This window comes from Streptomyces sp. NBC_00525, assembly GCF_036346595.1.
Classification (GTDB): domain Bacteria; phylum Actinomycetota; class Actinomycetes; order Streptomycetales; family Streptomycetaceae; genus Streptomyces.
Genome location: NZ_CP107834.1, coordinates 5,934,280 through 5,946,155, shown reverse-complemented (window position 1 = coordinate 5,946,155; position 11,876 = coordinate 5,934,280). Strand labels below are relative to the sequence as shown.

12 protein-coding genes are annotated in these 11,876 nt (G+C 72.6%); 3 read left to right on the top strand and 9 right to left on the bottom strand.

Annotated elements, in window-relative coordinates; translation table 11 throughout:
• Position 1: 1 nt before the first annotated feature.
• On the top strand, positions 2–730 hold the full coding sequence (locus OG710_RS26080) for a siderophore-interacting protein (protein WP_330241498.1): 729 nt from the start codon (positions 2–4) through the stop codon (positions 728–730).
• Between the two features lie 82 nt (positions 731–812).
• On the opposite strand, the gene OG710_RS26075 is transcribed toward OG710_RS26080, so the two are convergent.
• Positions 813–1,583, bottom strand: a complete 771-nt coding sequence (locus tag OG710_RS26075; RefSeq protein ID WP_330241497.1) for a hypothetical protein — start codon at positions 1,581–1,583, stop codon at positions 813–815.
• Positions 1,583–2,194, bottom strand: a complete 612-nt coding sequence (locus OG710_RS26070) for a hypothetical protein (RefSeq protein WP_330241496.1) — start codon at positions 2,192–2,194, stop codon at positions 1,583–1,585. The genes OG710_RS26075 and OG710_RS26070 overlap by 1 nt, the downstream gene beginning before the upstream one ends.
• A 105-nt stretch (positions 2,195–2,299) precedes the next feature.
• Between OG710_RS26070 and OG710_RS26065 the strand changes: the two genes are divergently transcribed.
• Positions 2,300–3,094, top strand: coding sequence for an SAM-dependent methyltransferase (locus tag OG710_RS26065; protein ID WP_330241495.1), 795 nt, complete (start codon positions 2,300–2,302; stop codon positions 3,092–3,094).
• A 35-nt stretch (positions 3,095–3,129) separates the two neighbouring features.
• Here OG710_RS26065 and OG710_RS26060 read toward each other — a convergent pair whose 3' ends face one another.
• Genes OG710_RS26060 through OG710_RS26040 form a run of 5 tightly spaced genes read right to left on the bottom strand, consistent with a single transcriptional unit; the run spans position 3,130 to position 8,795 of the window.
• A complete protein-coding gene (locus tag OG710_RS26060; protein ID WP_330241494.1) occupies positions 3,130–3,672 on the bottom strand; it encodes a hypothetical protein in 543 nt (180 codons plus the stop codon).
• Entirely contained in the window at positions 3,669–5,105 is a 1,437-nt protein-coding gene (locus OG710_RS26055; RefSeq protein WP_330241493.1) for a sensor histidine kinase, read from the bottom strand. The genes OG710_RS26060 and OG710_RS26055 overlap by 4 nt, the downstream gene beginning before the upstream one ends.
• Complete coding sequence (locus tag OG710_RS26050; RefSeq protein WP_330241492.1) at positions 5,102–5,824, bottom strand: response regulator transcription factor; 723 nt, start codon at positions 5,822–5,824, stop codon at positions 5,102–5,104. The genes OG710_RS26055 and OG710_RS26050 overlap by 4 nt, the downstream gene beginning before the upstream one ends.
• Positions 5,825–5,883: 59 nt before the next feature.
• Entirely contained in the window at positions 5,884–7,635 is a 1,752-nt protein-coding gene (gene murJ / locus OG710_RS26045; protein WP_330241491.1) for a murein biosynthesis integral membrane protein MurJ, read from the bottom strand.
• A complete protein-coding gene (locus OG710_RS26040) occupies positions 7,632–8,795 on the bottom strand; it encodes a lipid II:glycine glycyltransferase FemX (protein ID WP_330241490.1) in 1,164 nt (387 codons plus the stop codon). Before OG710_RS26040 ends, murJ begins: the two co-directional genes overlap by 4 nt.
• A 229-nt stretch (positions 8,796–9,024) precedes the next feature.
• Between OG710_RS26040 and OG710_RS26035 the strand changes: the two genes are divergently transcribed.
• Positions 9,025–10,263, top strand: coding sequence for an Ig-like domain-containing protein (locus tag OG710_RS26035; protein ID WP_443064297.1), 1,239 nt, complete (start codon positions 9,025–9,027; stop codon positions 10,261–10,263).
• A gap of 88 nt (positions 10,264–10,351) precedes the next feature.
• On the opposite strand, the gene OG710_RS26030 is transcribed toward OG710_RS26035, so the two are convergent.
• Both OG710_RS26030 and OG710_RS26025 read right to left on the bottom strand, forming a co-directional pair.
• Entirely contained in the window at positions 10,352–11,224 is an 873-nt protein-coding gene (locus OG710_RS26030; protein ID WP_330241488.1) for an amino acid ABC transporter permease, read from the bottom strand.
• Positions 11,221–11,865, bottom strand: coding sequence for an amino acid ABC transporter permease (locus tag OG710_RS26025; RefSeq protein ID WP_330241487.1), 645 nt, complete (start codon positions 11,863–11,865; stop codon positions 11,221–11,223). Before OG710_RS26025 ends, OG710_RS26030 begins: the two co-directional genes overlap by 4 nt.
• Between the last annotated feature and the right edge of the window lie 11 nt (positions 11,866–11,876).

Below are 11,876 nucleotides of genomic sequence, written 5' to 3'. Positions count from 1 at the left end.
CATGTTCCGCACCCGTCGTCCCCGTCACACCGCCACGGTGGAAGCGGTCGCCGAGATCGCCCCGCGCCTGGCGCGCATCACCCTCGGAGGCCCCGGAATGTCGGCCTTCCGCTGCGACGAACCGACCCAGTGGGTAAAGCTGTTCGTCACCGACCCGTTGGACGGCCAGACCATCGGCCGGGCCTACACCGTACGCCGCATGCATCCGTCCGCGCCGCGTATGGACATCGACGTCGTGCTGCACGGCAACGGCCCCGCCGCCCGCTGGGCCGAGGCCGCCCGCCCGGGTCAGGAGGTCTCCTTCGGCGGCCCGCGAGGTTCCTTCCGCCCCGACCTCGACGCCGGCTTCTACCTCCTGGCGGGCGACGAGAGCGCCCAACCCGCCGTCCTCACCATCGCCGAGAACCTGCCCGCCGGTATGCGCGGCGCCGTCTACCTGGAGGTGGCGGGCCCCGAGGCCCGGACCGAGGTGGCCCTGCCGGCCGGCCTGGACGTCGTGTGGGTGCACCGCGCCGGCGGGGTCAAGGGCGAAGCCCTGAGAGAGGCCGTGCTCAAGGCGCCCGTCCCGCGGCAGCGGGTCGCCGCATGGGTGGCCGGGGAGTCCGGAGCCGTCCGGGACATTCGCCGTCACTTCCTGGAGGGACTCGGCCTGGACCGCCACCGCGCCTATGCCAAGGGTTACTGGAAGCGGGACGAGCCCGACCACCGGGACCCGCTCGCCTCCGACTGACGCGTATCCCCCAAGCCCGCCTCACGCAGGTCGAGCACCCCTTATGCAACCGGGTTCCGGGCGGGCCGGGAGGGGGAGGCGTTCAGTGGTCCAGGCCCTCAGCGGTCCGTGCGCGGCCGCGCATGCGCCGGAGCAGGCCGCCGAGCATCGGCATGGTCAGCCCGACGAACAGGAAGAGGACGGCGAGGCCGCTCAGGGCCGGGCTCAGCTTCTCCTCGACGCCGAGGGACCACGGGCTGCCGAGCGCGTGGAAGACGAGGTACGACCCCTTGGACATGGTGTAGGCGACACCCAGGACGGCCGCGACGGCGCACAGGGTGAAGCCGGCACCGGTCCAGGGGCGGGTCGTCCGGCACCGGCGGGCCGTGCGGCCGCACATGAAGGCGAGCTCTCCGCAGGTGACCAGGACGTAGGAGAGGTAGACGAGCAGATAGGCGGCCACGGAGGGCTCGTCCGCGTACGCCGTGGTGAACTCGACGTCCCGGCCGTTCACGGCAAGGAAGAGCGGGACCATGACGGCCAGTTCGACGACGGCCGCGAATCCGCGCTGATACATGGCGGTACGCAGGTACTCCGGGCGGTAGGCCAGGTCCACCATCGTCATCTGCAGGGCCGCGCACCACAGGATGGCGCAGACGTGGGCCACCAGCTTCCCGGCGTTGTCCAGTCCGGTGACGTCCTCGGCGGTCTCGGCGACCGCGGGGATCGCGAAGAAGACCCCCACGGTGCACACACCGAAGGCGACGGCGATTAACCAGGTGAACACGCGCGGGTGGTGCATGGCTCTCCGGGCGCAGAGCACGGTGACGAGCACACCTGCCACCGCGCAGGCGCCGAATATGATGCCGTCCATCAGAGACCTTCCAGTGCGTCGGCCGCGTATTGGGCGGCTTCGGTTTCGGTCCGTCGTCGCCGGGCCCGCTTCGGCTTCCCGCCCGTCGGCCGGTCGTCGGGCCGGTCCTCCGGTACGCGGCCCGGCCCGCCGTCCGGCCCGCCGTCCGGTACGGGAGGAAGACCGAGGACGTCGCGCCGGTGTTCCAGCTGGGCGACCAGCGCGCGGACCTCGCTCTCCGGCAGTTCGTCCAGCAGGACGAGCACGCGGCGGGCGAGCGGGTCCTCGAAGGCTTCGAGCGCCGCGAGGTCGTCGTAGCCGGGGTGCGGCAGCAGATGGGCCGGCGGTACGTCACCGAGGGCCCGGCACAGGGCGAGGACGGTCTTGACCGTCGGGTTGTCCTGCTGGCCGCCGGCGAGTTTCGCGATGAGCGCGAACGACGCGGACGCGGGCGGGTCGGGCAGATCGTCGACGGCCCGCGACAGGGTGCGGGAGACATAGGGTCTGCCCCGCGCGTCCCTGCGGTCGGCCATGAGCGCCTTCAGCTTGTGCGCGAGGGACCGCGCTTCCGGGTGCCGGCCCTCGGTGGCCGCGCCCGGCCGGGGCTCTCCCTCGTCACAGCTCGCACTCACGTGGTGATTCTCTCTCGCCCTCATTGATCTTGCTCTTGTGTACTTTAGTTGACACGTTGTCGGACGCAAAGGCAGGATCGCAGCGACCGCCGAGAGGAGCGCCACGTGAGGCAGCACGGCTTACCCGCCCCGGTGATCGACACCGGCCGGCCCCACTCCGCAAGGATCTACGACTACCTACTCGGCGGCAAGGACAACTACCGGGTGGACGAGCGGGCCGGTGACGCGCTGGTCGCGGCCGCCTCCCAGGAGCGGGCCGGCGCCCGCGCCAACCGCGCCTTCCTGGAACGCGCGGTCCGCCACGTCGTCGCCGCGGGCGTACGGCAGATCATCGACATAGGCGCCGGGCTGCCGCACCACCCCAATGTGCACGAGGTCGCCCGCGCGACGGCGCCCGGAGTGGGCGTGGCGTACGTCGACAACGACCCGATCGTCATCGCGCACGCGGACGCCCTGCTCAGCGGGTCCGGCCGGGTCGGCGTCGCGCTCGCCGACCTCCGCGACCCGCACGGCATCGTGGAGCATCCGCGCGTCCGCGACGTCATCGACTTCGGCCGGCCCGTCGCGCTGCTCCTGGTCTCCGTGCTCCACTTCCTCTCGCGCGCGGAGCGGCCCGAACAGGCCGTCGCCGCCCTGCGCGACGCGCTGGTGGCCGGCAGCTGTCTGGTGCTCTCGCACGCCACCGACGACTTCGCCGACTGCAGCGCGGCCCAAGCCGTCTACGCCACCGCCACCACACCGCTCACCCCGCGCTCCCGCCACGAGATCGCGGAGTTCCTCGACGGCTTCGAACTCCTGGAGCCCGGCCTCGTGCCCGTATCGTCCTGGCGGCCGGACGCGCCGTACGCGGCCCGGACACCGGCCGGTGGCTACGGAGCGGTCGCCCGCAAGGCCGGCTGAGCACCCCGCCGACAGCGCGCCCGGGGGCGGCGCGGTCACACCGAGCAGCGGGCCGGGCCGATGGTGCCGTCCGTGCCGGTGATGGTGACCGCCTCGGTGCGGTCCGCGGTGCGGGCGCGGGCCGCCGTGCAGATGAGCTGCTGGCGGGCCGCCTCGGAGAAGCCGATGACGGGGACGTCCAAGGTGACCCGTACGCCCTGCGCGCTGAGTTCCACGCCCGCGTTCACCCGCAGCGCCGGGAGTTCCGAGCGCAGGCCCGCCGCCCGTTCCTGGCCCGTCGGGCCCCGGAAGAGCAGCGCGAGCGTCGCGGGCGCGCCCACCAGCGGGTCCCTGCCCAGCGGGTCCCTGCCCAGCGGGTCCCCCTTCGCGCCCGCCGGATCGATCTGGCGGATCACCGGGAGCAGCCGGGTGGACGTGGAGGAGGAGACGAAGTACAGCAGGGTGCCCAGCCGGCCGACCGGGGCGACCTCGACGCGCGCCGGTTCACCGGCCGCCACCACGTCCGTGGCGCGGATGCCGCACCCCGTGGCGAGCAGCAGCACCGGCAGCAGCGCGCCGAGCGCGCGTCCGGCCCTCACCGCTCCCCCAGCGGCAGGTCCACGGTGAACACCGCACCGCCCTCGGGGCGGTTCGCCGCGCGCACCGTGCCCCCGTGCAGCCGGACGTTCTCCTGGGCGATGGCCAGGCCGAGCCCGCTGCCGGCCGACCTGGTGCGGGCCGCGTCCGCCTTGTAGAACCGGTCGAAGATGTGCGGCAGCACCGCCGCGTCGATGCCGGGCCCGCTGTCCTCGACCTCGACGACGAGCCGGTCGCCGTCCTCGGTCCGCCCGGAGCGCGCCCGTACGGTCACGGGCTCGGCGCCGTGCCGCAGGGCGTTGCCGACCAGGTTGGCGACGATCACGTCGAAGCGGCGCGGGTCGAGCGCCGCCCTTACGCCGGCGGCGAGTTCGGTGCCGACCCGGTCGTCCCAGCGGCGGCTCTGGAGCGTCTTGCGCACGGTCTCGGCGACATCGACCTCGTCCAGGTGGAGGTCGGCCGCGCGGGCGTCGAACCGGGACATCTCCATCAGGTCCTCGACGAGGGTGGCGAGTTTGCCGGTCTCCGCGCTGATCAGGCGGACGGCGGCGGCGGTGTCGGAGCGCAGTTCAGCGGCGTCCTCGTCCAGCACCTCGGTCACGGCGAGCATGCCGGCGAGCGGGGTGCGCAGTTCGTGGGAGACGTCGGAGGCGAAGCGCCTGGCCCGCTGCTCGGCCCGGCGCAGCTCGTCCACGGACTCCTGGAGCTTGGTCGAGGACTCGTTGAACGTCCAGGCGAGGTCGGCGAGTTCGTCGGAGCCCCGGACGGTGATCCGGGTGTCCAGTTCGCCCCGGCCGATGCCCGCGGCGGCCCGGCGCAGGTCGCGGACGGGGCGCAGGACGCTACGGGCGGCGAGCAGGGCGGGTACGAGGGCGATGAGCAGGGCGGGCAGGGCGCCGTCGCGGGCGGCGGTGAGCATGGCGGCGATGTTCGCCTCCTCGGCGGAGAGCGGCATCACGGCGTAGAGGACCAGGCCGGTGGGCTGGCTGCCGTCGCCCTGGTCGAAGAGGGCGGGCATGCCGACGGTCAGCCAGGGTTCGCCGTTCCTGACAACGCGCTGGAAGGAGCCGTGGGTGGCGGTGCGGGTGTCCTCCCGCAGTTCGTCGGTGATCACCTCGGAGGTGGGCCGGTCCGATGAGGAGACCTTCAGGTCCCCGTACTCGGCGAACACGGTCCAGCTGTGCGCGCTGCCCGCGCGGGCGAGCCCGAGGCACACCCGGCGCAGCTGCTCCGCGTCCAGCGGCAGGGTGACGGACTGGGTGCCGAGCCGGTCGCGGAACTGGGCGACGGCGGTGTCCTGGGCCTGCTGGAGGATCGCCGAGCGGGCCTCGCGGTAGGTGAGCGCGGCGGTGGTGGCGGCGCTGACGGCGGCGACGAACAGGAACGCCGCGACGAGCCGGGTGCGCAGGCCGAAGCGGGCGGCGAACGGTTTCACGCGAGGGGGGCCTTGTCGGCTCTGCCCGGCCCGGCGCCAGTCACGGGGCCGAAGCGGTAGCCGAAGCCGCGGACCGTCTGGATGTAGCGGGGGGTGCCGGGGACGTCCTCGATCTTCTGGCGGAGCCGGCGTACGCAGGCGTCGACCAGCCGGGCGTCCCCGTGGTAGCTGTGCTCCCACACGTACTCCAGGAGTTGCTGGCGGCTGAAGACCTGTTCGGGCGAGGCCGAGAGGTGGAGCAGCAGCTTGAGTTCGGAGGGGGCGAGGAGCAGGCGTTCGCCGGACTTGGCGACGGTGAGGCCCGCGCGGTCCACGGTCAGTTCGCCGTGCGCCTCGGTGCCGCCGCGCCCGGCGGGGGCGGTGAGGCGGCGCAGGACGGCGCGGATGCGGGCCTCGATGACCTCGGTGCGGGCGGGTTTGACGATGTAGTCGTCGGCGCCGGCCTCCAGGCCCACGACGACGTCGAAGTCGTCGCCGCGCGCGGTGAGCATGATCACGGGCAGCTGGCTGGTCTCGCGGATGCGGCGGCAGACCTGGACGCCGTTCATGCCGGGCAGCATCAGGTCGAGGAGGACGAGGTCGGGCCGGAACTCGCCCAGCGCGGCGAGCCCGGCCTCGCCCGTGGCGACGGCCCGCAGGTCGTGGCCGCGTCTGCGCAGGCCCAGCTCGACCCCTTCGCGCACGGAGGGGTCGTCTTCGATCAGGAGCACGCGCGGCATGGCGTCAGTATCCCAGCGGTCGGGGAACGGTTTCGAACGGGCGGGCGAACGAGGCGGGGTCAGCCGCGTCGCAGCCTGCCCCGGACGGCGCTCAGCGCGGTGGTCACCTCGTCGAGCCGCAGCGGCCGGGCGAGCGCCGCCACGACCAGCGCCAAGACGGCCGTGCCGGCGCCGAGCGCGGCCAGGTCGCCGAGGCCGGAGCCCTCCGTGTCGACCGCGCGGGCCACCCCGTACGCCAGCAGTCCGGCCGGTACGCAGGCGACGCCCAGCCGCACATGCGCCCATACGCCGGGCGAGCGGGCGAGCGACGGGCGGGCCGTGCCGGGCGGGGAGACTCGGCGGTGCAGTACGTACGCGGTGACGGCGAAGCCGGCGAGCAGGGCGGCGGAGTAGGCGCCCGCCATGCCGGTCACCGCCCAGCGCGCGGGCAGGGTGAGGTAGGCGACGACGGTGAGTCCGGCGTTGAGGGCCGCGATCACGAGGTTCAGCAGGAACGGGGTGCGGGTGTCGCTCATCGCGTAGAAGCCGCGGGAGAGCACGTACTGCCCGGAGAAGGCGACGAGGCCGGGCGCGAACGCGGCCATCATGCCCGCCATCACCGTGATGTCGGCGTGGTCGGTGCGCCCGTAGCCGAAGACCGAGCCCATCACCCAGGGCGCGAGCGCGAGGAGCAGCGCGGCGGCCGGAACGACGACGGCGGCCGAGGTGCGCAGGGCGTACGAGAGGTCCCGGCGCACTCCGGCGAGGTCGCCGGCGGCCGCCGCCCGGCTCATGCGGGGCATCAGCGCGGTGACGAGGCTGACGGTCACGATGCCCTGCGGTACGACCCACAGCTGATAGGCGTAGCTGTACGCGGTGTAGCCGGCGCCGCCCGCGACGTTCTGGTCCGCCGCGTGCTGGCCGCTGGCGGTGGCGAGCCGGGTGACGACCCAGTAGGCGGCCTGGTTGGTGAGGACGAGCATGACGAGCCAGCCGGCGGCGCGCAGCGGCCGGGTCAGTCCGCTGCCGCGCCAGTCGAAGCGGGGCCGCCAGCGGAACTTCGCGCCGCGCAGCGAGGGCAGCAGGGCGAGGCTCTGTACGGCGATGCCCGCCGTGGTGCCCCAGCCCAGCCACCGCGCCTGGTCCGCGGTGAGGGTGCCGTCGGAGCCGACGGCCGTCCAGAGGTAGAGCCCGAACACGGCGATGATCACGAGGTTGTTGAGGACGGGTGTCCACATCATCGCACCGAACCGGTCGCGGGAGTTGAGCACTTGGCCCAGGAGCGTGAACAGGCCGTAGAAGAAGATCTGCGGCAGGCAGTAGCGGGCCAGGGCGATGGTGAGTTCGGCCTGGTCGCCCTCGTAGGTGGGGGCGTACACCGAGACGATCAGGGGTGCGGCGAGGACGGCGAGCCCGGTGAGGACGAGGAGTCCGGTGGTGCACAGGGTGAGCAGGCGGTCGGTGTAGGCGGCGCCGCCGTCGGCGTGCTCCTTGGCGGCGCGTACGAGTTCGGGGACGAAGACGGCGTTGAGGGCGCCGCCGATGAGGAGCATGTAGAGGATGTTGGGCAGGGTGTTGGCGACCGTGTAGCCGTCCGCGCGCAGCCCGGTGCCGAGCGCGGCGACGACGATCGCCGAGCGTATGAACCCGGTGGCCCTTGAGACGATCGAGCCCGCGGCCATCACCGCGCCGCTGCGCAGCACCGAGCCGGAGCCGCGGGCGCCGGGCTGCCCGGAGCCGGACTGTTCGGCGTCGGGCTGCTGCGGGCCGGGCTGCTGGGCGCCGGGCTGTTCGGGAGCGGCCGCCCCTGGGGCGGTGCCTGCGGCGGTCATCGGCGGGCCAGGTACGCCTGGAACGCCCGGTACAACGTGTTGTTGGCGGCTCCGCCCACCGATGTCTCCCACTCTCCGAGGGTCTCCACGACCTGCCCGCCGGTGCCGAGCTTCCAGCGCAGCAGCCCGAAGGGGCGGTCGTCGGGATCGAGGGTGGAGGATACCCCGCGCATGTCGTACACCTCGGCGCCGCCGTCCCGTGCGTCGCACAGCATCTGCCACTGGAGGGCGTTGCTGGGACGCACCTCGCGGCGGTGGTCGGCGGACGCGCCGGTCTGGTACCAGACCCGCCGGCCGGTGCTGATCATGGTGTGGGCGGCCAGGATCTCGCCGTCGTGCACGGCCAGGCGGAGTTTCATGCGGCCGGGGTGTTCGGCGTTGAGCGCCGCGTACTGGCGCTGGTAGTAGGCGAGCGAGCGGCCGAGCCGGAAGCCGTCGCGTTCCTCGGTGATCCTCAGCAGCCGGTGGAACTCGGGGAGTTCGGCCGCGCCGCCGGTGACGACGCGTACCCCGGCGGTGCGGGCGCGGCGCACGTTGCGGCGCCATTCCTGGTTGAGCCCGGACCACAGGTCCTCGGTGGTGCGGCCGGCGAGCGGGACCCGGAAGACGTACCGGGGCTGGGCGTCGGCGTCGTCGCCGTCCCCGCCGCAGCGCCGCCAGCCGCGAGCCCGCAGCCGGTCGGCGACGGCGGCGCCGACCGGATCGACCTCACTGGCCAGCACGTCGCCGACGGTACGTCCGGGGCCGGTGGCGGCCTTGAGCCGGGCGCCGTCCCAGCGCCGGTAGGCGGGGGAAGGACCGATGCGCACGGCGAAGGCTCCGGCCGCGCGCAGATGCGCGAGCAGCGGGCGCAGCCACCGGTCCATCGCGGGATCGGCCCAGTCGGTGACGGGCCCCTCGGGGAGGTAGGCGAAGTACTTCCGGGTGCCGGGGAACTGCCGGTAGAGGACGAGGGCGCTGCCGCGCGGTGTGCCGCACTCGTCGTGCCAGCCGAGGCTCTCGGACCTCCAGCCCTCCTTCACACCGGCCCAGGAGGGGTGCTGGAGGAAGCCGGCGTCGGGGTGGGTAACGAGGTGGGCGCGGTGCTCGGCGGCCGTGAGGCCGTGTACGCGCAGGTCCCGTTCGCGGCTGCGGTCTCCCGTGGCGAGCAGCGCTGACATGTCGGTGGCCCTCCCTCGTACGTCCCCGCGGTCTGCTCCGCGGGCTGCACAGGATGCTCACAGCGGTCTGTGACGGCTCCGCGCGCCGAATGTGACCGGACGATGACCGTTGCGCTCCGCTTGCCGTCACACAGCGCGATCCGGTTTCTGCGCGGATGTACGGAACCTAGGCTCCGATGCGTCGCCGCCTGCGATCCGGCAGAAACCTGGAGGTTTCCCCTTGATTCCCATGTCTCCCGTCTCTCCTGCGATGCGCGCATTCCTGGTTCCGGCGCGTCCGCCGCGCCCCGCCCGGTTGGCGCTGGTCACCGGGGCCGCGGTGCTCGGCCTCGCCCTCACGGCCTGCTCCGGTGGCGCCGCCGCGACGGACCGGGGGGCCGGCGGCGGGGGCGGGGCCGCTCCGTCCGAGGCGGCGGCCCCGGCCGCCATCTCGGTGAGCCCGCACGGCACCTCGGCGGTGGCGGGCCGGCCGGTGACGGTGACGCTGGCGGCCGGGAAGCTGCGCGAGGTGACGGTGTCGGCCGACGGGGGCGGGGCGCTCACCGGCCGGATATCCGCCGACGGCCGGACCTGGACGTCGGACCGGATGGCGGCGCCCGGCACCACGTACCGCGTGAAGGCGCGGGACACCTCGGGCAGCGGCGACACGGCGTCGTTCACGACGCGGGCGGCGGGCAAGGTGAACAAGCTGACCCTGGCCCCCGGCAAGAACACCACGGTCGGGATCGCGCAGCCGCTGTCGATCGTGTTCGACAACCCGGTGAAGGACAAGGCCGCCGTGGAGAAGGCCCTCAAGGTGTCCACGTCGAATGACACCGAGGGCGCGTGGGGCTGGGTGCGCGACCACTCGGGCCGCGACCGCGTCGACTGGCGCCCCGAGAAGTACTGGAAGCCGGGCACCCGCATCACCCTGGACGCCGAGCTGAACGGCGTCGACTCCGGCCCGGCGGGCGGCTTCTTCGTACGGGACTACGCGACGGCGTTCACGGTGGGCGCGAGCCAGGTGGTCGAGGTGGACCTGGACCGGCACCGGCTGACGCTGCGGCGCGACGGCCGTACGGTCATGGACGTGCCGGTGTCGGGCGGTACGCCGGGCGGGGACAAGCGGTCGTGGCGCGGGACGGCGGTGCTGATGTCGAAGGAGGGCACGATCAACATGCGCTCCGAGACGGTGGGCCTGGGCGACGCCTACGACAAGATGGTCGACTACTCGATGCGGCTGACCTGGTCGGGCATGTACGCCCACGCGGCCCCGTGGAACGCGGCGTACTTCGGGCGGGCCAACCACAGTTCGGGGTGTGTGGGGATGAGCGACGCGGACGCCGCGGCCCTCTACCGGCAGGTGCGCGTCGGCGACCCGTTCGAGATCACCGGCAAGGACACCAAGGGCACGGTCGCGGAGGGCAACGGCTACGGGGCGTGGAACGTCTCCTGGGCCGACTGGCGGACGCGGAGCGCGCTCGGCTGACCGGTCCGCCGGCGCGCAGCTGACCTTCTTCCCGCCGTGGCGTGAAGTGATCACCGACTGCTGCCGGTCGGACCCCGCTCCCGTCTTTTTACCGCCCTCCCGGCATCAGCGTGCCGGGCTGTGCCGGTCCGACGCCCACCGCCTCCGTCTTCGGATTGCGTCGCTGCCGCTTCGCCACCCAGGTGGCGAACCAGGAGAGCAGCATGCACATCCCGATGTAGATCGGTGAGATCACCATCACCACGGGGATGAAAGGCAGATCGTAGTCCAGGTTGGACGCGATGAGCTTCCCGGCGTGGAGGAATTCCTCGTAGGTGATCAGGTAGCCCAGCGAGGTGTCCTTCAGGGCGACCACCAGTTGGCTGATGATGGTGGGCAGCATGGCGCGCACCGCCTGCGGGGCGAGGACGAACGTGGTGACCTGCGTCTTGCGCATGCCGAGCGCGTACGCGGCCTCGCGCTGGCCGCGTTCGACGGAGTTGATGCCGGTGCGGAACACCTCGGCGAGCACCGAGCCGTTGTAGAGGGTGAGTCCGGTGACCAGCGCGGGGAGCGGCTGCACCTTCAGCGCCACGAAGACGAAGAAGATCATCACCAGCACGGGCATCGCGCGGAAGAACTCGACGAGGATCGTGGCGATCCAGCGCACCGGCCGGTGGTCGGAGAGCCGCCCCACCGCGAGCACGGCGCCCAGCACCAGCGACAGGACGGCCGCGTACGCGAATGCCTTGAGGGTGTTGCCGAGGCCGCGCAGCAGGAGTTCCTGGATGCCCTTGTACTCGAAGGGTGTCCACTTGGCGGCGGTGAACTGGTCGGTGTCGAACAGGAGATAGACGACCCAGCCGATGAGGGCGAGGATGAGGAGGGTCGAGACGAGCCCGTAGAGGCGGTGGCGTTTACGGGTGTGCGGGCCCGGGATGTCGTAGAGGGCGTTCGCGGCGGGCGCGGTGTGGGCGGTCATCGGGCGACTCCCCAGCGCTTCTCCATCACATGGAAGAGCGCGCTGATGGTGAGGGTGATGATGAGGTACCCCACGGCGATCCAGACGAAGGTCCAGATGATGCTGAAGCCCAGTTCGTTGAGCGTCTTGTAGGTGCCGAGGAGTTCGGTGACGCTGAACGCTCCGGCGATCGCCGAGTTCTTGGCGAGCGCGATGAGCGTCGAGCCGATGGGCGGGATCACCGAGCGGAACGCCTGCGGCAGCACGATGTTGCCGAGGGTCTGCCCGAAGGTCATCCCGAGGCTGCGGGCCGCCTCGCCCTGCCCGGTGGGCACGGTGTTGATGCCGGAGCGCAGCACCTCGCAGATGAACGCGGAGGTGTAGCAGCCCAGCGCGAGGACGGCGAAGACCTCGAACGGCAGCACCAGGCCGAAGCGCGGCAGGCCGAGGAGCACGGCGAAGAACAGCAGGGTGAGCGGGGTGTTGCGCAGGATCGTCACCCACACCGTGCCGAAGACGCGGAGCGAGCCGACCGGCGCCACCCGGAACGAGGCCATCACGAAGCCGAGGACCATCGCCAGGATCGAGGCGTAGACGGTGAGTTCGACGGTCCCGAGGAAACCCTTGCCGTAGAGCGAGAAATTGTCGGTGAGTACGTCCATGGGGCGGGCCG